General features: G+C 50.2%; 22 protein-coding genes. 16 read left to right on the top strand and 6 right to left on the bottom strand.

What is annotated here, in order from left to right:
• Positions 1 to 22: 22 nt before the first annotated feature.
• Positions 23 to 1,024: a L,D-transpeptidase family protein gene (locus tag SU32_RS12405; protein WP_053999699.1), complete on the top strand. Its 1,002-nt coding sequence runs from the start codon at positions 23 to 25 to the stop codon at positions 1,022 to 1,024.
• Positions 1,025 to 1,032: 8 nt separating this feature from the next.
• Here SU32_RS12405 and SU32_RS12400 read toward each other — a convergent pair whose 3' ends face one another.
• The 5 genes from SU32_RS12400 to SU32_RS12380 all read right to left on the bottom strand — a co-directional run bounded on the left by SU32_RS12400 (position 1,033) and on the right by SU32_RS12380 (position 5,811).
• Positions 1,033 to 1,764 carry a heparan-alpha-glucosaminide N-acetyltransferase gene (locus SU32_RS12400; RefSeq protein WP_053999698.1) on the bottom strand — a complete coding sequence of 244 codons (732 nt, stop codon included), beginning with the start codon at positions 1,762 to 1,764 and terminating at the stop codon, positions 1,033 to 1,035.
• A gap of 39 nt (positions 1,765 to 1,803) precedes the next feature.
• Positions 1,804 to 2,358, bottom strand: a complete 555-nt coding sequence (locus tag SU32_RS12395; protein WP_245625533.1) for a DUF411 domain-containing protein — start codon at positions 2,356 to 2,358, stop codon at positions 1,804 to 1,806.
• Between the two features lie 28 nt (positions 2,359 to 2,386).
• A complete protein-coding gene (locus tag SU32_RS12390) occupies positions 2,387 to 4,597 on the bottom strand; it encodes a heavy metal translocating P-type ATPase (RefSeq protein ID WP_053999696.1) in 2,211 nt (736 codons plus the stop codon).
• A 192-nt stretch (positions 4,598 to 4,789) separates the two neighbouring features.
• Positions 4,790 to 5,353: a methyltransferase family protein gene (locus SU32_RS12385; RefSeq protein ID WP_053999695.1), complete on the bottom strand. Its 564-nt coding sequence runs from the start codon at positions 5,351 to 5,353 to the stop codon at positions 4,790 to 4,792.
• Complete coding sequence (locus SU32_RS12380; RefSeq protein WP_082376710.1) at positions 5,353 to 5,811, bottom strand: methyltransferase family protein; 459 nt, start codon at positions 5,809 to 5,811, stop codon at positions 5,353 to 5,355. Before SU32_RS12380 ends, SU32_RS12385 begins: the two co-directional genes overlap by 1 nt.
• Before the next feature lie 72 nt (positions 5,812 to 5,883).
• On the opposite strand from SU32_RS12380, the gene SU32_RS12375 reads away from it, so the two are divergent.
• The 12 genes from SU32_RS12375 (at position 5,884) to virB11 (ending at position 17,100) form a co-directional block, all read left to right on the top strand.
• On the top strand, positions 5,884 to 6,294 hold the full coding sequence (locus SU32_RS12375) for a MerR family transcriptional regulator (RefSeq protein WP_053999693.1): 411 nt from the start codon (positions 5,884 to 5,886) through the stop codon (positions 6,292 to 6,294).
• Positions 6,295 to 7,092: 798 nt separating this feature from the next.
• Entirely contained in the window at positions 7,093 to 7,821 is a 729-nt protein-coding gene (locus tag SU32_RS12365; RefSeq protein ID WP_245625532.1) for a lytic transglycosylase domain-containing protein, read from the top strand.
• A complete protein-coding gene (locus tag SU32_RS12360) occupies positions 7,809 to 8,105 on the top strand; it encodes a TrbC/VirB2 family protein (protein ID WP_053999691.1) in 297 nt (98 codons plus the stop codon). Before SU32_RS12365 ends, SU32_RS12360 begins: the two co-directional genes overlap by 13 nt.
• A 12-nt stretch (positions 8,106 to 8,117) precedes the next feature.
• Entirely contained in the window at positions 8,118 to 8,393 is a 276-nt protein-coding gene (locus SU32_RS12355; protein WP_053999690.1) for a VirB3 family type IV secretion system protein, read from the top strand.
• Positions 8,383 to 10,746: a VirB4 family type IV secretion/conjugal transfer ATPase gene (locus tag SU32_RS12350; RefSeq protein WP_053999689.1), complete on the top strand. Its 2,364-nt coding sequence runs from the start codon at positions 8,383 to 8,385 to the stop codon at positions 10,744 to 10,746. The genes SU32_RS12355 and SU32_RS12350 overlap by 11 nt, the downstream gene beginning before the upstream one ends.
• The gene (locus tag SU32_RS12345) at positions 10,685 to 11,620 is read left to right on the top strand and encodes a type IV secretion system protein (RefSeq protein WP_160316313.1); all 936 of its coding nucleotides are present in this window, start codon (positions 10,685 to 10,687) and stop codon (positions 11,618 to 11,620) included. The genes SU32_RS12350 and SU32_RS12345 overlap by 62 nt, the downstream gene beginning before the upstream one ends.
• A 1-nt stretch (position 11,621) precedes the next feature.
• Complete coding sequence (locus SU32_RS12340; RefSeq protein ID WP_053999687.1) at positions 11,622 to 12,056, top strand: hypothetical protein; 435 nt, start codon at positions 11,622 to 11,624, stop codon at positions 12,054 to 12,056.
• A 15-nt stretch (positions 12,057 to 12,071) separates the two neighbouring features.
• A complete protein-coding gene (locus SU32_RS12335) occupies positions 12,072 to 13,229 on the top strand; it encodes a TrbL/VirB6 family protein (RefSeq protein ID WP_053999686.1) in 1,158 nt (385 codons plus the stop codon).
• Between the two features lie 48 nt (positions 13,230 to 13,277).
• Positions 13,278 to 13,985 carry a VirB8 family type IV secretion system protein gene (locus SU32_RS12330; protein WP_053999685.1) on the top strand — a complete coding sequence of 236 codons (708 nt, stop codon included), beginning with the start codon at positions 13,278 to 13,280 and terminating at the stop codon, positions 13,983 to 13,985.
• On the top strand, positions 13,982 to 14,713 hold the full coding sequence (locus SU32_RS12325; RefSeq protein ID WP_053999684.1) for a TrbG/VirB9 family P-type conjugative transfer protein: 732 nt from the start codon (positions 13,982 to 13,984) through the stop codon (positions 14,711 to 14,713). The genes SU32_RS12330 and SU32_RS12325 overlap by 4 nt, the downstream gene beginning before the upstream one ends.
• 3 nt (positions 14,714 to 14,716) lie before the next feature.
• On the top strand, positions 14,717 to 16,114 hold the full coding sequence (locus tag SU32_RS12320; protein ID WP_053999683.1) for a TraB/TrbI/VirB10 family type IV secretion system protein: 1,398 nt from the start codon (positions 14,717 to 14,719) through the stop codon (positions 16,112 to 16,114).
• A complete protein-coding gene (gene virB11, locus SU32_RS12315) occupies positions 16,111 to 17,100 on the top strand; it encodes a P-type DNA transfer ATPase VirB11 (protein ID WP_053999682.1) in 990 nt (329 codons plus the stop codon). The genes SU32_RS12320 and virB11 overlap by 4 nt, the downstream gene beginning before the upstream one ends.
• Positions 17,101 to 17,178: 78 nt before the next feature.
• Here the strand turns inward: virB11 and SU32_RS12310 are convergent, their stop codons facing one another.
• Positions 17,179 to 17,637, bottom strand: a complete 459-nt coding sequence (locus SU32_RS12310) for a MerR family transcriptional regulator (RefSeq protein WP_211097762.1) — start codon at positions 17,635 to 17,637, stop codon at positions 17,179 to 17,181.
• Positions 17,638 to 17,696: 59 nt separating this feature from the next.
• Here SU32_RS12310 and SU32_RS12305 point away from each other — a divergent pair, with 59 nt between their 5' ends.
• From SU32_RS12305 to merA, 3 genes are read left to right on the top strand one after another with little or no spacing between them, the layout of a single operon-like run.
• Entirely contained in the window at positions 17,697 to 18,008 is a 312-nt protein-coding gene (locus tag SU32_RS12305) for a hypothetical protein (RefSeq protein WP_053999680.1), read from the top strand.
• Positions 18,005 to 18,217 carry a mercury resistance system transport protein MerF gene (gene merF, locus SU32_RS12300; protein WP_053999679.1) on the top strand — a complete coding sequence of 71 codons (213 nt, stop codon included), beginning with the start codon at positions 18,005 to 18,007 and terminating at the stop codon, positions 18,215 to 18,217. The genes SU32_RS12305 and merF overlap by 4 nt, the downstream gene beginning before the upstream one ends.
• Positions 18,214 to 19,623, top strand: a complete 1,410-nt coding sequence (gene merA / locus SU32_RS12295) for a mercury(II) reductase (RefSeq protein WP_053999678.1) — start codon at positions 18,214 to 18,216, stop codon at positions 19,621 to 19,623. The genes merF and merA overlap by 4 nt, the downstream gene beginning before the upstream one ends.
• Positions 19,624 to 19,681 lie beyond the last annotated feature (58 nt).

Below are 19,681 nucleotides of genomic sequence, written 5' to 3'. Positions count from 1 at the left end.
TGCGTGAAAAAGGCGATCTGATATGAATATTCGGAACGGACTGCGTATCTCTCTGCTGATGTTAACGACCGCCGCTATATCAGGATGTGTGAGCAGTACACTCGATCTTTCTAATCGAGGCTCAGTTGCGATTCCCGCCAAGGTCCGAACAGACATGCGCGAGAAGAACATGTCCGTGAAAGCTCCTGTTCTGGTTAGAATCTTCAAAAAGGAAAGCGAGCTGGAGCTTTGGAAACAAGATAGTACGGGCAAGTATGCACTTCTGCGCACGTATCCAATGTGTCGGTGGTCTGGACAGCTTGGTCCCAAAAAAGCCGAGGGCGATCGCCAAGCACCTGAGGGTTTTTACGAGGTAAACTACAGCCGGCTTAACCCCAACTCGCAGTTCTACTTATCCTTCGATTTGGGATTCCCCAACAAGCTTGAAAAGGCAAAGGGATATACGGGCTCTGCACTAATGGTGCATGGAGCCTGTTCGTCTTCTGGCTGTTTTGCGATCTCAGATGAATATGTTGCAGAGCTATACTCTATTGTACGTGATGCGCTCAAAGGCGGGCAAACTGCGTTTCAAGTTCAATCATATCCATTCCGAATGGAACCGGAAAACTTAGCTGCGTATAGCAGCAACCCAAATTATGACTTCTGGCTGGACTTAAAAAAAGGATATGATCACTTCGAGGTCACTAAAGAGCCGCCCAAGTTCAACTTTTGCGAAGGACGTTATCGGTTTGGCTCGCCAGTAGAGGGGCAGTTGCCCGCTAGCGCTATGGGAAGCTGCCCGACGTTTGCACCGGAACCAGAAATGGTGGCATCAAAGACAGCCAACGATTTAAGCAAGGTCGCAACACTGTTGGACGAGGGATACACAAAAACCTACGCATATTCCGATGGCGGAATGCACCCGATCTATCGAAGTATATTGTCACAGAAGGGAGCTGACTTTTTGTCAAAGCGCACATCCTCAACTAAGGTTCCCGTCAGCAGGCCAAAGGCAGCATTATCCGATCCGTTCTTACCTAAATGAATGAAAATTTAGGCGACAAATAGCCACGAAAGCGGGATAATGAGCGCCAAGAGTATCGGTTGATGTAGGAGGTAAATTGGCAAGCTTTTTTGTCCCGCCCATGCGATAAACTTCACAATTGGGCGGTTTCTCGTCTTTGACGATAGCGCACTACTTCGTTTCGGTAAATTTACGAATTTTGCAAAGGCAACGCCTAAAATGCTGAGGCCAACCCACGGGAAAAGTGGCACAAAATCGTTGCTGCTTGGGGCAACGTTATAAAGCCCAGTCCATGCAAGCCAGCGTGTATCAAAGGTTTCAAAGCTAAACCATTGCGGAAGTAGCAATGATATCACTCCTGCAAGTATGATCAAATATACGGGCAGTCTTAAAAAGAGCAAGCTAATCAAACTCGCTACGGCAATAGCATGCAAGATTCCGTAATAGATGAAACTATTTGGGAATGCGAACCAAGTAACTGCACTAATAAGAAACGCTGCCAACGCAACTAATAGCAGTCGTTGGAGGAACGCGTTTTTCTTGAACGATTGCGCGTGCGCTAAGACAAGACTGACACCCACAAGAAACATAAAAGTTCCCGCTAGAGACTTGCCAAATCCAAGCCAAATCGGATGAAAGGCAAAGCCAGAAATAAATCCGGTAAATTCGAGATCCCACACGACGTGGAAGATGACCACGCCGAGGATTGCCATTCCACGGATTATGTCGACTTCGATGATGCGAACAAATTTATTTGTCATTTGGCGAGAAACGATCCAATCAAAAATTCGACATGTTTCTTAGTTCGCTGAGGCATATGAATTGAATATCTCTGTTGTGTTATCCTTCTTGAATAAGACGACATCATATTGTTCACGTTTGTCTTCCGGCCCCATTCCTGGTGATCCATAAGGCATGCCAGCTACGCCGACACCAAGCGCGTCTGGGCGTTCTGAAATCAATCTCCAAATATCCACCGAAGGCACATGGCCTTCAATAAAATAGCCATCAATCTCTGCGGTGTGGCATGAGGCAAGCTCCTGCGGGACACCTTTTTTAAGTTTTAATTGGATTAGGTCCGCAGGATGTAGCTCTTCGGAAGTTACTTCAAACCCTTGATCGGCGAGCAAATCAGCCCAAGCTGAACAACAACCGCAACCGCGACCTTTGATGACATGTATCTTCGGCCTGGTGTTGCTCACCGCTTTCGTAGCAGAAACACAAAAGATTGCTGCCGATCCCATCATCAAACTACGTCGAGTCATTACCATTTCGAAGTCCTTTTTATTAAGCCAGTACTGTTGCAGCGAGCCGTTAAAATAGCATGTTCCGGTACATCTCAGAACATAGTCCAAATCTTGTGTCCCTATCTGCTCCTGGTTGTTAGTTCGCATCGTTTTTGGAGGGATTATATCCTAGCAGTCTCAATGCATTTATCGTCACAAGTACAGTCGCCCCCGTATCTGCCAAAATTGCAATCCACAGTCCTGTCATACCCAGCACTGTTGTTACAAGAAACACAGCCTTTAACCCGAGAGCTATCGCAACATTTTGCCTGATATTGGCCATGGTTGCACGCGACATACGGATCATTGCTGGTATGTCAGTAACCCTGTCTCGCAAAATTGCGGCGTCGGCAGTTTCGAGTGCAACATCTGTACCGGATCCCATGGCGACGCCTACCGCTGCTTGCTTTAATGCAGGTGCGTCATTGATGCCGTCACCGATCATCATAACACTGCCGGCAAGGTTCAATGTACCGATGTGCTCTAACTTGTCTTTCGGCAGCATGCCTGCGCGAAATTCCATCCCTAATCCACCGGCAATTGCAGCAGCTGTTCGCTCGTTATCGCCAGTCAAGATTATCGGGGTTATGCCGAGTTCCTTGATTTGAGCGATCGCGTCGGCAGCGTCTTTGCGCGGCTCGTCGCGCATCGCAATCAACCCGAGCGGTTCATTTTTACGGTAGACTACAACAACAGTCTTGCCGTCTCGCTCGTGAGAGGCCGCTATTTCCATTACTTCGTCATCGATTACCTTATTAGAAAATGCATATTTGGGGCTTGTGACCCATGCGTGCGTGCCGTTAACGATTGCTTCCACTCCCTTACCCATCAGCGCTTTAGAGCCTGAAGAATGGGGTATGGATACATTTTCGGATTCAGCTTTTTTCAAAATGGCTGTGGCCAGAGGATGACTGGAGCCCGCTTCTACGCCGGCAGCGATTTCCAAGATTGCATCGTTTGTGTAATCGCCTAGCTTTACAATGTCGGTCACTGCAGGCCGACCGTAGGTCAAAGTGCCGGTTTTATCAAAGGCAATTTGCTCGGTTTTCGCAGCTGCTTCAATAACAGCACCACCTTTAAATAGAAGACCTTTTTTCGCACCAGATGATAGAGCAGAAGCGATGGAAGCTGGCACAGAAATCACGAGTGCGCATGGACAGCCGATTAAAAGCAAAGCCAGACCACGATAAATCCATGTATCCCATGCTTCTCCAAAAACTAGGGGAGGAATCACAACGACAAGGGCGGACGCAATAACGATTGCAGGCATATACCAACGACTGAAACGATCAATAAAGCGTTCGGTCGGTGCGCGAGCTGACTCTGCTTCTTCTACAAGCTGAATAATTCGAGATATCGTGTTGTCTTGCGCTGTTTTCGCTACAGTTATTCGCAGAGCTGCGTCCGTATTGATGGATCCAGCGAAGACTTCATCGCCTGGCTCTTTTGCAACGGGTATGCTCTCCCCGGTGACAGGACTTTCATCTAAACCGCCGAACCCTGATATGATTTCACCATCAGCAGGAACGCGATCACCTGGGCGCACCAAAACAATTTCGCCAATTTTCAACGCTGCTACAGGGACTTCCTTTGTCGTTCCATCTATCTCAAGAAGGGCTGTCTTCGGCACCAATTGCGCCAGCGCGCGAATGCCATCACGTGCTTTGTTTGCAGCGACACCCTCAAGTAGCTCGCCAACAGCAAACAGGAACACGACTAGGGCGGCTTCTTCTGCAGCATCGATGAACAAAGCGCCTGTTGCAGCTATTGTCATCAACATTTCTATGGTGAAAAATTGACCCGTTGCCAAAGCAGCAAAAGCTCTACGCGCAACCGGAATTAACCCAATTAAACAAGCTGCGACAAATCCCCATTTTCCTAGTTCTGCACCTGCACTAAGCTCAACGACCCAAGCAATCGCGAGAAGGAGGCCCGTGCCGATAACCAATTGGCCCTTGGCTGTTTGATACCAGCTCTTGCCACGATCTTCGGGCTTATCATGCGAATGCCGCGGCGAATCTGAATGTTCATCATGATCTTGGTCTTCGCTATAGGCTTCTGCATTTTCAACTATATCAGAACCGACCTGCCTCTGGCGGGTTACGCCATAGCCCAGCTTTTTAATTGTCCTCTCAATTGCCTCGGGATTTCCCACATCTTCATCAAGATCAACTTTCAGTTTCTCTGACATGATGGATACATTGACCGTGCCTACGCCTGGCAATCGCTCGACAGCTTTGGTAATTTTGGAAGCGCAAGAGGCGCAGTCCATGCCTGAGACAGTCCACTCGTATTTTTCCAAAATCATATTCTAATTCTCCAACTTTTAGTATGTCCTCCATTTCTACGACCTCTAGCTGCTTGAGGTTCAAGCAAAAAATCGGAAATGACTGAACTTAATGATTTCTTATGAACAAAGCTACCGACGGTCGCTCCGCTTAGCGTAGCTTCGCCCAAGAGATTTGAAGCGCAGCTATTCCAGTTTGGTAGTCTCTCTGGACTAGATGTAACGCCGTACGCGCATTCGATATGACCGATAGTTATCGCCATAAACCTCTTCCAACCAAGGCTCTTCGGCGAAAGGTGCAACTGCCAGGACTGCGAAGCCGATCGCTAGAACAGGCAAAGCCCACAGCGAAGCTGCCAATACCCCCCAACCCAACAGGATTGTGATGTCGGCAACATATTGTGGATGACGAGACCAGCGATAAAGACCATCCGTTTTAAGTCCCGTGGCTTCGCCACTTGTAGCGTCCATACCAATTTTGAATACGCCATTCCAAACAGCGATATTACCTATAACAATGAGTGGCACGCCGATGCCCCATCTGATTGTTGAAGGCCCCTCGAAGCGGTTCCAATCTAAAACCCCAAGCATGAAGGCTGCGGCAAATATCAGAATAGTCATAAACCAGACACGAAATTTGATGCCCTTGGTTGCATGTTCAGGCGGCCAGGTTCGCTTTTCAGGATATACGGCAGACCATGCCAGCATACCAAGCATATAGGCGCCCGCTATCAATCCTGCAGCCAAAGTAGCGATATAAATTTCAATGGTCATCATCAAACCCCTTTCTTAAAAATCAGCCAGCGCGGTACGCGCACTGAATATTCGTCAAATGCTTCGCCAAACTTCTCGCGAAGGCTTTGTTCCTCAACACGGATCTGAAATCGGTCTATGGAGATGTAAAAAATTGCCACAGCAATGAAAGAGCTCAGTGCGCCCAGCCAAAGTACAAAGGCTAACAGTAAAAGTAGCATGCCAACATAAATTGGGTTTCGGCTTATGCCGAAGATGCCATCGATCACGAGTGTAGATGCTTCATTTGGTGATTGCGGGTTTACGGTTGTTTTATGCCGTATGAAGCTAAAGACAGCTGGCAGCAGGAAGGCCACTCCGGCAATGACTTCAAGAGCGACTAGCCAGTTTGGTGAGTAGAAATTCAAAATTGGTATATACGCACTAAGACTGCCCGCTAATGCGAAGCAGAATGCCAGTTGGGCAAGGGGAGGATTTCTCATTTAAAGCCTTTCACATTTTGTTTCCACGCTTTATAAACTCTCTAGTAGTTATAGGTTCAAGAGGTCTTTTAAATGTATTCAATTGGTGAACTTTCCAAGCGGACAGGTGTAAAAATTCCGACTATCAGGTATTATGAAGAAATGGGTTTGATTGACGCGCCAGAGCGTTCAGAAGGTAATCAACGCCGATATACAAAAGACGGGTTAAGCCGTTTGTCGTTTATACGGCACTCCCGTGATCTTGGCTTTTCCATTGAAGATATTAAAGACTTGCTCAGTTTGAGCCAACATCCTGAAAAGCCTTGTCATGATGCGCACAATATCGCCGTACAGCATCTTGCCGATGTGCAGAAAAGAATTTCCAAATTGAAACGGCTAGAACGAGAGCTAAAACGGCTGTCGAAATGCGGTGCGGGCAATATTGCCAATTGCGCTGTAATTGAAACGCTTGCTGATCATGGTCTTTGTGAGACTGAGCACTAACTGGCCAGGCTCTTACCGGTGGGTTCTCGCCGAAGTGCGACTTTTGTCACATAATCTATCTTATGGAACATTTTTAACAAGGCGAGCTTAGAGCTCAAGCATTCAGCTTTAGCCGTCCAGCAACAGTGTATTCCTCTAACAGACTGGATGGGATTTCCAGCTCGTATTTGTCCATATATCGACCGATTTCTCGGAGTGCTTCAGCAATATCGTCGACATGTAGACGATCGTTTACCTTCTCAATGAGCCGTCGTCGGTCACTTGACCGGTCGTTATTGGATGATGGTTCACTTTGCATATGAGACCTCCCAGCACACCGTGTTGTGAAAGAGGCGCCCAGCGTAATAGCCGGGTGTTCGTAACATGCCCACTGCTGGTCATGCGCAATGACCTTTGGGCCGAAGCCTTGGACATGCGCCATTGCCACCCGGCCGAAACCGGATGCAGTGATTGTGAGGTTACGAAGCCCCACGCCTGACTTTTTCTCAAGCGCACCAATTCACTAACCTAAATTTGAAGATGTCGCAAAGAGAGAATGCTACTACGACTTGTTCACAACGACTTTGTTTGTGGTCGACTTACGCACTCGGAGCTTGAGTGCCACTCAAACCCTTGTTTCATCTCGATTGTCAGGATCAAACCCGCCAAGCACAATTCTGCTAATGTCACTTAAGTTATTGTTTGTATTGACTTTATTGTAAATAAACACTTCAATATTCCCAGAATTCAGCACATCGCAGCGTCCGAGTTTTCCTAGGAAAATTTGGCGCTTCTTTAATTCAGGGAAAAGAGATAACCATGTCCATCTCATGGGGTTCAGCAATGCAACGTTTGGGATCAAGCTTGTGTCTTGGTTTGCATGCTGCCGCCCTCAATTGTGCTGGTGCGACTATGGCAATTGCCACGGTCATTGAGTTTGGAAGTGATGGCCAGTTAACGATTACAGAGGCGAAGCCCGCTGCGCCCAAATCTGTGCCAGGCGCTTTGTCAAACGATGATAAAGACAAGTCCGCGCTGAAACAGCTCACCCGTGATATTGCACTGACGTTTTCCGGTGCCACCGGTGTTCACAAAGCTCGGTTAGACGTACTCACTTTCGTGGAAATATTTGAGGCACTCATCAATGCTGAAAGCAGCTTCAATCCCAAAGCACTTTCACCCAAAGGCGCACAAGGCCTCGGACAGCTCATGCCGGAGACTGCCGCGGATCTGAAGGTCGAAAACCCGTTTGATCCCAAACAGAATTTGATTGGTTCGGCTCGGTATTTCACGCAATTACTTGAACGATTTGGATCACTCGATCTAGCGCTAGCAGCCTACAATGCGGGACCGCAGAGGGTCGAGCAATATGGTGGCATACCGCCCTTCCCCGAAACTAGAAGCTATATCGCCGGCAATCTCAAAGTCGTTGGTCTTCCTGATTTTCCCGTTGCCGCCTCTTCCGAAGTGGCAACGACCAAACCCGCTTTGAAACAAGACAGAAAAGAACAACACCTCGAAGGAGATGTATCTGTATGGGAATTTTGAACTCGGTATTGGCCCCATGTTTAAGAGCCAGCTTTTTCGCAATGCTCGCCACATTCGTCGTCATTTCGCCAGCAGCTGCGCAAGATTTGTCGCCGGTAACAACGATGCTCACATCCATCGGCACCGCCCTCACCGGTCCCGTAGGAAGAGCACTTGGTCTGGTCGCTTTGGCGGCTGTTGGGATTCTGTTTCTTACAGGACGCATGAACTGGCTGTACGCCGGATCAGTCGTCGTGGGACTTGTGATCCTTTTCGGCGCCGCCACAATTCTAGCCGGGTTCTAGGAGCAGCAGGTCTTGAACACACCCCTCTTCAAAGGTTTGACGCGGCCGGTGTCGTTGATGGGTTTGCCCATGACCTATGTCATCATCTTGATGCTGGTCGTTGTTGGTGGATTCATCGCGACATTGTCGCTCATTTATTTCGGAGTGAGCGCAATTGTTGGCTACATCGCATTACGTCTGCTTGCAGCCTATGATTCACGCATCTTCGATGTGATCTTCACGGTCATCAGAGTGACCCCTTTCACCGCTTCCTATTTCAAGGGCAAGGGGGTGATTTATGGTGCTTGATAGCCGCGCCACGCTTGCCGGACAGTCCATCAAAGAACAGGGGCGTGAAAGTGAAGAGCTCCTCGCTCGAGGACTCCCCTACATTACAGCAATTGATGATCAGACAATCCTGTTGCGAGATGGTGACGTCATGGCGTCTTTCGCTGTTGATGGTCTTTCCGCGTCTACGGCTGATGAACTCGAGATTGCCGAGATTGCAGGTGCATTTTCCTCTCTTGTAGCTCAGCAAATGCCCGATGTTGGCTTTTATGTTCATCGGATTTCCACGCGAACATCGCCATCACTTGACCAGGTCAATGATGACAAGCCATTTGCCCAAACCGTTGATGACCGGTGGCAGTCCTATCTCGGCGTTGCAGGTCTGAGACACAGAACCACCTTGGTAACAATTACGATCCGTCCTTCGAAAGTGGTTGGCCTTTGGGCGAAGCTCTCAGGCGGCAAAAGACACACGGAAGAACAGCTGCAAAAGCGTGTTGTTCGCCTCAATCAAGTCGTGTCCGCCATTATGGAAACATTGGCGCGAACCAATCCTCGACGCATGACGGTTTCTGGCGGTGAATGGCTAGGGTTACTGCGAGCTACAATCAGCGGAGAGTTTAGTCCAATTGTGCCGGGTCGGCAGTTCACGCCGATCAATGACCTGATTGCCAACGCTGCTCTGCAATTCCAAGGCGATGCCTTCACAGTTTTTGGATCTCATTCGCAAAACACCAAATATGGTGCGATCGTCACGTTAAAGGATTATCCCGGCTCAACATTCGCGGGCATTTTGGACGGCCTTGATCTTGCAGCCGACATGGTTGTGACGAATTCATTCACGCCAGCTGAGAAGATTGAGGCGCTGCAGAAGATTCAACGTGTGGCGCGCCAAATGGCCGCCGCTGAAGATGCAGCCCGATCTTTACAGATGCAGCTTGAAGAAGCCGCCGATGATCAGGCTTCTGGCAGGGTCGCTTTCGGCAATCACCATTGCACCATAGCGATCTATGCCGATAGCGAAGCCGAACTGGACGATACACTTGGCATGATCACGCGCGCAATTACGAGCATCGGTGGCTCGATGATCCGCGAGAACTTTGCGGCCCGCGCGGCATTCTTTGCTCAACAACCCGGCAACTATTCGTATCGCACCAGGGCTTCCATGATTTCCTCCCAAAACTTTGCGGAGCTTGGTGCGTTACACGGTGCGGCAAGAGGGCGCGATAAAGCTCTCTCGCCATGGGGAGAAGCCATTACTGTTCTACCAACCGGAAATGGCGAACCCTATCGGTTCAACTTCCACTTAGCCGGCCGTGAAGGGGAACGCACAGTTGGTCATTCGCTTGTTTTGGGCCAAACAGGTTCAGGCAAAACCCTCGGCACCGCTTTTCTTCTGGCTCAAGCCAGACGGTTAAACACACGCATTATCGTCTTTGACAAAGATCAGGGCTTGGAGATGCCTATCCGCGCGCTCGGCGGTGACTACACTCCAGTGAAGATGGGCGAAAATACCGGTTTTAATCCGTTTGAAGCCGAAAGCGATGAACGTGGTGCTGCGTGGTTGACAGACTGGCTTGAAGCCATATTGAAGCCTAAGGGTGGCGAATTGTCTCCCGTGCAGATTGATGCGCTGGCCAAAGCCACTCGTGACAACGCCAAGGCTGCAAAGAACCTTCAAACGATCTCCCATTTTCGCACTCAGCTTCGTGCTGTCGATGATGGCAAAGACCTGCACACCCGCATTGGTCGTTGGGATAAAGGTGGGCAGTTTGAGTGGCTCTTCAACGGCAAGGGTAAAGACAGTCTTGGTTTTGAAAACGACATCGTCGCATTCGACCTATCAGAGATTTTTGACAATGATGATGTGAGAACGGCTTGGCTCTCTTACGTGTTCAGACGCATTGAACGCATCGTTGAAGACGAACGCCCTACCCTGCTTGTCCTGGATGAAGCATGGAAGCTCCTTGATGATCCGTATTTCCAGTCTCGCTTGAAAGACTGGATGCTGACGATGCGCAAGAAGAACGTTGCGGTCTTGCTTCTCACACAGCGCGTTTCTCATATCTCCGAGAGCGCGGCTGGTGGCGCGATAATCGAAAGCGTCGTAACCAGGCTAGTCTATCCATCGAATAGAAATACCGAAGCTGAACTTGCCCCCCTCAATCTCACAGATCGCGAGCGAGACTTTCTCATGCAATCCAGTGTTGGTCACCGATTGGCCCTTATGCAGTCAGGCGATGACAGCACAATCATAGACATGGACCTTCATGCTCTTGGACCGCTCTTGCCCATACTGGGTGGCGGAAAAGGTGAAACTGCGCCCGAAGGCTGGAGAGAAATCCCCGAATTCTGGAAGGACCTCACACAATGAAAAAGAAGCTTACACTTGTACTCGTAACTATCGCAGCTCTTTCCGGATGTGCGTCTATTCCGACCGAATACACCTCACCATGCGCCTGCGATTACAAACCCCTCAACAAGCAAATCCAAGAGAGTGGAAAGGCTGTGACATGAAGAAGTTTCTCGCCCGTACTGCTTTAGTTATATCGCTTTCTATGTTCCCTGTATCGAACGCTTCTTCGCAGGGCATCCCTGTCATCGACACATCCCAGATTGCCCAGGTCATTGCTCAACTTCAACAGCAAATCAAAGACTATGAGGAGCAGTTAAAGCAGTTGACAACAATGAAGGACCAATTGGCGAACCTTCAGCAGCAACTGACCGCAATAACAGGAGCCAAGGGCATTTCGAGCATATTGAACGGCACGGCCGAAAAAGCTGCGAGACAGGCAGCAGATGACCTCAAGGGCATTGTTGATGGTGCCATCAGCGGCAACGCCATTGCTGGCAACATAGGCAATATGCGGTCAGTTATCTCTGATCTGAAAACGCGCTTTAAGCTCGATGATCTTGCCGACTTCGCCAGTTCAGATGTCGCTGCCGATAAAGCGATAGCATCGCTTGCAGGGTCCGGTTTGGCCGCCGTTGCAACGGCAGAAGACAGCTACAAGCGCGCCAATGACGCGGTTGGTCGGATCAATTCACTTGTTGATCAGATCGATTCCACATCTGACCTCAAGGCCAGTGTCGACTTTAACACCAGAGTGAACGCAGAGGTCGCAGTGCTGCTCATGGAACTGCTGCGCGTACAATCTGCACAAACCAATGCTACCGGCATGCAGGCGCTACAAACTGCCCGTGATGGGCAAGCGTCGCGCAACTTCATGAAGACCGGAGACAATTAGAATGAAGCTCAAACCCCCCATTCTCATTGCATCAACCGTCATTTCAATTCACCCAGGCTCTGCGCTAGCTGATCATGGCAATTTTCATTGTGAAAGAATTCCATTTCTGAACGAGCGAGCGGTGTCCGCGGTCAATAAGCTTAGTCACAACAAGACCATGTCAGTCATCGTGAAACAGTACGCCGAAAAATGGGAGGACGAGGAAATCGTCAGAACATGTAAGGCAGCTGCCGCAGGCAAGTCCGCAGATTTCACCTGCATGCAAGGTCGGCGCGACTGGTCAGCCATAAAGGATATGGTCCCTGAGAGTTACTTCTCAATGGATCCCGCCACACTCCGACCATTTCAACTCGAATTCCAAAAGCAGCGAGCTAAAGAACGACCGCGTGAGGCCGCTCTAAAGCAATGCGAAGCTCTTGGGGTGATGAAACGGTAGGAAAACTGCTCTGCCATGGCGACCCACATCAACGATACTCTGACACTCATCGATACCGCGATTGCTAGCTATGCGCAGTCCGTGTTCACGGACTTTGCTGGCCCGGTGACAACAATGATTCAAGCTGGCGGACTGGTTGGTTTGGTTCTGATTGCCGCCAATGCAATTATGCAATTCGTCCCGATCAGAATGTCGAGCTACCTCACTTGGGGCGTTCGATATGTTCTCATCCTCTCGGTCGCGACCACATGGTCGCAGTTTCAACCGATCTACAATATTCTGACCAACACGCCTGGCAATATCGGGGCCGCACTTCTTTCAGCAACGAGTGCCCCTAACCTCAACTTGGCCATGGACGAAATGGTCACTGAGATTTTCAACTTCTCAGATCGAGCTAATGAAGAGAGCGGTTGGCTGGGCATCAGCCTTACTGCTGTCGTGCTCATCGTTCTTGGCGCATTGATGGCCTGTGTTGCCATTCTTGTTTCGGCTTTGGCCAAAGTCGGTCTGGCAATGGCAGTCTCATTCGCTCCAGTTTTCATCGCGTGCCTCTTATTCTCAGCGACTAAAAGCCTCTTTGAATCTTGGACCCGTTTTACAATCGGTTTTGCTCTCATTCCCTTGGTACTGGCTGGAGTTATGGGTGCCGTAATAGGTGTCGGAAAGAGCTTAGCGGGTGGCGTAGGAGTTGCTTCGGAGATGTCTCAAGCCGCAGGCTTCATCATCGTAATTTTTGCTGCAATCTTCATGATGTTCAACATCCCAGGCCTCGTCACCGGGCTTGCAGGAACGATCGTCACAACGGGTACAGGTATTGCTGAGGCGCGCGCTGCTTATCGCAATATTGCAAACACGGCAACCGCGCCGGTCAGAGCTGCTTACAGCGGTGTCGCCCGTGTCGATGCAGGGCGACAGGCGGCAGACAATGTTCGCGAGAATGGCGGTGGCCGGGTAGCTCAAACAGCAGCCTTTGTGACGCAAGCGACGCGCATGAGCCGTGATCGTCAACGCTTTAGCGATCCCTCATTCTTTCAACCAGGTGGTCGAGGCGCTTCGTCATCAGCCAACAAGAAGGCTGCAGCCTTTGATGCTTCACAAGGCGGTGCTTCTGGCGGCGCTTCAAAACCGGATGCAGCAAGAACACAAGCTGGTTTGAATGGGGGGCGCAAATGACCTTCCAAAAACAACAAGACTTAAAAAAAGAAATGGGTTGGGGCGAGAATGTCAAAGCGAACCGCTGAGGAGACAGCATACACTTTTGAGGATGAGGTCTTCTTCCAACTTCGTTCACAGCGCAATCGTTGGATGCTTGTTGCTCTGCTGGCGCTAACCATGGCAGTTGTCTGCATGGTCGCAGTGCTGTCATTGCTACCTTTGAAGGAAATCCGTCCCTATGTGGTGATGGTCGACAAAACCACAGGCGCGGCTGAAAAGGTCGTGCAGGTCCGTCCTGTCTCACTGGCCGAGCAAGAAGCGGTGCGCCAAGCTGAACTCGTTAGTTATGTCACAGATCGGGAAACCTATGACATTGCCGACAATGAGACACGTATTCCAGATGTTTTGACCCGTTCCGAAGAACAGGCGCGGTCCTCACTCGTTGCCCTTTGGACCCGCGGCAATGAGAACTACCCACCCAATATTTACACGACAAGATCCCGGCTGTCAGTGGAGATCATCTCCATCACATTGCTCACGGAGGGAACGGCTCAAGTGCGCTTCCGAAAATCACTTGAGACCGAAGGGGAACAGCCGATCGTGCGTGATTTCGTGGCAACGGTCGGTTTTGCATTCCAGCCAAAAGTGGAGCGAAACCTTCAGGCCGTTTGGAAAAACCCGTTTGGATTTATCGTCACAAATTACCGCGTAGACGCAGAAACACTAAGCCCAAGAAAACAAACCAACGGGACAGACAGAGAGGCTTTACAATGAATAAGAAAATCGTAGCGGCCACATTGGGGCTTCTCCTTGCATCATCAATTTCTGGGCTAGCTGAGCAACGCCCTGCCCCTTTGCCCGCTGATGGCAGGATCAAACAATTCGTCTACAATGAAAACACCGTGTATCGATTGGATATGCACACCAACTTTATCTCGACGGTGCAGTTTGGAAAAAATGAGGTCGTTGAAAGCATTCAAGTCGGCGACAGCGCGTCTTGGCAAATCATCCGGCTTAAGCGCGGCGATGTCATATCCATAAAGCCGCTGAATGTGGATGCCGTCACCAATATGACGGTTTACACAGATCGCCGAGTCTATTCCTTTGAGCTACGCGCTCATCGTGGCAAAGCTGGTCATCGCCAGAACCACAATTTCAGAACCACCTTCAAATACCCAACACCCGTTGTGTCTGAATATGGCGCCGCCAGTGGATCCAAACGCGGTCGCAATTTTGATTATCACATAGCTGGAAGCGCTGAATTCGCCCCGATTGAAGTGTTTGATAACGGCAAGCAAACCTTTTTCACCTTCCCCGAAAACGGCCCTCTCCCCGGCATTTTCAAAGTCGGCAAGGGCGGCAAAGAATACATCGTCAATTCACGCACATCGGGACGCCAGATCATCGTTGACGGTGTTGAGAAGGATTGGACCGTGCGCATCGGCCCAGATGCGATCTGCATTCACAACGGCCCGAAGGTCGTCAAAGGCGTGTTTGGATAAATCATGGCAGACGATACAATCGACGTGGAAGATAATGACCGCCTGAAAGCACGGCGAGAACGTATGTCCGGCGCTCAGCGCCGGGGTTCACCGGTATGGGCAATCCTCTTCTTTATAATATTGATGGCATTGGCAGCTGTCTTCGTTGTCTTTCCCAATGAGGCACGGCGATTGCTCGGATTTGGCACGTCCTCCTCCGAAGACATACAGCAAACATCTAAGCTCGACAGCAGTGGTATCTCTACCCAAATCGTCCGTCAGCCTGATCTGGATGTGAAAGCTCCCGAAGCAGCTGTCGATGTCGTCGTTCCCAAAGCCGACCCCAAACCCGCTGAACTTGATCCGGAAGCCAAAGCTCGAATTGATGCTTTGGAAAAGGCATTGAGGGATATTGCCAATCGCCCAGCACCTGAAGGCGGTCCTACTAGCGCGGACATCAAAAAGCTTCTGGATCAGCAGGCTGCTGCATTGCGTGCCGAGGCTGAAACCCGTGAGCAATTGCTGAAAGCCCAACTTGAAGCGCTCAAAGCCCAGACAAAAGTTCCAACAGGTCCGACTGCTGCAGAACTTGCAGAACAAGAGCGTCTGCGTTTGGAGGCGGAAGAAAGAGCACGTCTCCGCAAACTTTTGGAAGAGCGTCGAGCGGCCCGCGAGGCCGAGCTTTTGGAACGCGTTCGCTCAGATGGAAATGTCTTTGATGAATCCGAAGAAGGAAAGTCTGTTTCAGGCAACAAAGAGGAAGAGACCGGCGTTCGCGAACTGTCGGACAATGAGAAGTTCCTCAAATCTGCGGCCAGCCAAGGTTTTGAAACCGCCCGTGCCTCTGATCTTGAAGATATATCCAAGACCATCGTTCAAGGCACGATAATCTCAGCGATATTGGAAACGGCCATAAACAGTGAGTTGCCTGGTAATATCCGTGCGCAGGTGATGCGACCTGTTTATTCCTTCGATGGTCAGAACATTCTGATGCCTGCCGGCACGCGGCTGATTGGCACCTACAATCCGAAGATATCAATTGCACAGAAGCGAGTGTTAATTGCTTGGAACCGAGCCATCACGCCGGAAGGCAAGTCCGTAAAGCTGGCTGCAACCGGCATTGATCGGTTGGGTCGTGGCGGACAGGCTGGCAATGTCGATAGCCGGTTCTTCCAAAGGTTTGGCACGGCCGTTTTGATCACTTCCATCTCAGCCATCCCCTCTTTCTTGGCCAATGATGAGGCGACGGGAAACAATTCTTCAACGCAGGCTGCCACAGGTGTCGCCCAGGACGTGTCCGACGATCTGAAAGACACAACCGAAGATGTTCTGGAAGAGTATCTGAAGCTCCCTCCAATCATTCGTATTCCACAAGGCACGCAGATGAATGTGTTGGTAAATCAGGATTTGATCTTCTCATGAATGAGAGCGTGAATAGCTATGCGGAACAAGGGTTGAAGCCCCTTGAAGCATTGTTGGTCTCCGACGACGTCAACGAGGTGGTTATCAACCCAGATGACCGCATTTTTGTCGAATACACGAACAAGGCCCACATGGAAGAAGTGACAGACGTGCAAATGTCTGAGCATGAAATCCATTCACTAGGAAGTAATCTTGCTGGCGACACTGGAAATGCACTGGGCGAAGATCACCCGATCGTATCGGGCCGGGTCTTTGTGTTCGGCAATGATGTACGGGTCCAAGTTGTTGTGCCACCAGCCATTGAGAAGGGTGTTTCGCTTTCAATCCGCAAATACGTCTCTCGCGTCTTGGATGCTAGTGAGATCAAGTATGTACGTGGAGAAAGCATCGATACCGACGCAGTCCGTCATTGGTCTAAAGAAGGAATGAAGCAACACCTTCGGGATGAAGACCTCGCAGAATTCCTCAAGTCGGCCGTCGACAATCGCCTGAACATTTTAATCTCTGGCGGGACATCATCTGGCAAGACAACAATTGCTCGAGCGCTTTTGAATTTGTGTCATGAGAAAGAACGTATAATCACAATTGAGGATGCAATCGAACTGCGCCCAACTCACGACAATGTAGTTGCTATGGTCGCCAGTCGTCGAGAAGGGTCGGATAGAACGACGGCAAAGCTGCTTGAGAGTTCTTTGCGCATGCGACCAGACAGATTAATCGTTGGGGAACTTCGAGGCGCTGAAGCTTACAATTTTCTTGAGGCCATCAATACTGGCCATCCCGGTTCCATATCGACCATTCACGCCGATAGCCCTGCTTTAGCACTTGAACGAATAGCGCTCATGGTCATGCAAACAGGGGTCAGACTGACTAGAGCTGATGTCGTCGATTACGCCAAGCAGACCATTGATCTCATAATTCAAGTGGGACGCAGAGATGGCAAAAGAGGAGTGCTAGAAATTCATATGCCGCAGATGTCTGAATAGTTGGCAAAGGCATCGTTTGCGGCACGTCCAAAAATGTGAGCAAATCCATACATTCAATTATGCGACACTCGGCTCTGCCTAATCAGCGAAAAGCTTTTGAAGCATAGGGCAATCTGTTCGGCCTTTACGACAAGATGCAACAAGTTCATCTAATGCCCTCTCCATTCGCTTTAGGTCTGCGATTTTCTCACGCACCAAAACGCGGTTTTGCTGCCCTATTTTGCCCGCTTCTTCGCAGGTGGCATCATCTGAATGAGATAGTTTCAGCAACGTTTTGATGGCTGCAATCGAAAAACCAAGCTCTCTGCATCGTTTTACAAATCGCAGCTTCGCAACGGTTCCAGAGTCATAATCTCGGCGACCGCCAGCCGTGCGGTCTGGCTGTGGGGTAATGCCTTCCCGCTCATAATAGCGAATGGTTTCAATACCTACCCCACTAAGCTCCGATGCTTTCCCGATAGGCCATCCCATTTTTCGTTTGCTCCTGTAGTTACTACAGGTGTTATAGTTGAAAAATGGAACGAACGGAACACTCAATTTCACCGCCAAAGACTCAAAATCTTGGGGCCGACTCTGCCCTTACGGGCGGAGCCATAGTGCTTGCTGCACTGTCAGCCTCATGCTGCATTTTGCCGTTGGGGCTGTCTATCCTTGGCTTTGGCGGTTCATGGCTGGCATTCTTGGGGCCATTCGTCCGCTACCGAGAAATTATTTTGCTTGCTGTCGGCATTGCCGTTGCGTGGTCGTGGCTGCGTCTGTGGCGTTCTCCATGTGGCCTGCGCGGTAACCGTAGCGGCTTAATTCTAACCAGCATTGCAACGCTCGTTTTCCTCGGCGCACTCACCGCGCCACTTTGGGAAGATGACGTTGCACGCTCCCTCTGGGAAATTTTGAGGCAACAATCATGACGAACAACAAACTATTGGCAACAGGGATAATCGGCACCGTCATTGCGGCTCTGTGTTGCTTCACAACCGTTCTTGTCGTGCTGCTTGGCGCGGTCGGCCTATCGGCAATCGTCGGCTATCTCGACATCGTGCTGTTACCCGCGCTCGCAATCTTCATCGGCATCACAATCTATGCCGTATGGCGCAAGACAAAGGCGCAAGCATCATGAGCACCAATCAGAAATTCGACGTTGCCGTTATCGGCGCAGGGTCGGCAGGATTTTCGGCAGCGATTACGGCAGCCGACGAAGGGGCGACAGTCGCGCTCATTGGCTACGGCACAATCGGGGGAACGTGCGTCAATGTTGGCTGTGTTCCGTCAAAAGCTCTAATACGTGCCGCCGAAACTCTGCACATTGCAAAAGCCGCTGACCGTTTCGACGGCATTGAAGCCTCGGCAAAGGTGACCGATTGGCAAGCCGCAGTGCAACAAAAACAAGAACTGGTCGATGACCTTCGCAAAGCGAAATACAGCGACCTGCTGCCAGCATACGATTCCGTTTCCTATATCGAAGGCGAAGCAGCGTTTTTCGAAGACGGAAAGCTCTCGGTTGGCGGAGATATCATCGATGCCAACAAGGTCATCATTGCTACGGGAACGCGGCCTGCTCTGCCGTCAATCGAAGGCATCGAAAGCATCCCATACCTCACAAGCACGACCGCCCTTGAACTGGAAACACTGCCTGAATCGCTCTTGGTAATTGGGGCAGGCTATATTGGCGCGGAAATCGCTCAAATGTTCGCACGGGCAGGGGTAAAGGTAACAATCATTAGTCGCCGTGGCCTTCTGCCAGAGGCAGAACCTGAAATAGGTAAAGCTCTCACTGAATATTTTGAAAATGAAGGCATCACGCTCATTAGCGGGATTTCCTACGACCGCATTGAAGAACGCAGCGGCTCTGTTGTCCTTACTGTTCAACATGACGGCAAGCCTCGTGAAATTTCAACCGAGAAGGTTTTAATCGCAACGGGGCGCGCTCCCAATATCGAAAGCCTCAATCTTGGCGCTGCCGGCATCGACATAAACCCGCTTGGTGGTGTGAAAATCGACGAGCGAATGCGCACCACACGCGAAAACGTCTATGCGGCGGGTGATGTCACGGGACATGACCAGTTCGTCTACATGGCCGCTTATGGCGCAAAAATCGCTGCCAAAAATACCATGTACAGCAGCTCGCTTTCCTACGACAATTCCGCCATGCCCGCTGTGGTCTTCACCGACCCGCAGATTGCCAGTGTTGGCCTCACTGAAGCGCAAGCAAAGCAACAAGGCGTTGACGTTCGCACCTCTGTTATCACACTCGACAACGTGCCTCGCGCATTGGCTGCCCGTGACACACGCGGCCTCATCAAACTGGTCGCTGACGGCGAAACGAAACGCCTGCTTGGCGCACACATTTTAGCGCCCGAAGGGTCGGACAGCATTCAAACGGCGGTTTTTGCAATTAAGGCAGGCATGACGTATGAAGAGCTTGGGTCGATGATTTTCCCATATCTAACAACCGTGGAAGGCCTCAAGCTTGCTGCACAAACCTTCGATTTGGACATTAAAAAGCTATCTTGTTGTGCAGGCTAATTAACATAAAAGAGCAAGGAATTACAAATGATGGAAAACGGCATGATGGACGGTATGG

Source organism: Ahrensia marina, from assembly GCF_001293565.1.
In the GTDB taxonomy this organism is placed as follows: Bacteria; Pseudomonadota; Alphaproteobacteria; order Rhizobiales; family Rhizobiaceae; genus Ahrensia; species Ahrensia marina.
Note: the sequence above shows the minus strand (reverse complement) of the source record. Positions and strands in the feature narration are given on the sequence as shown.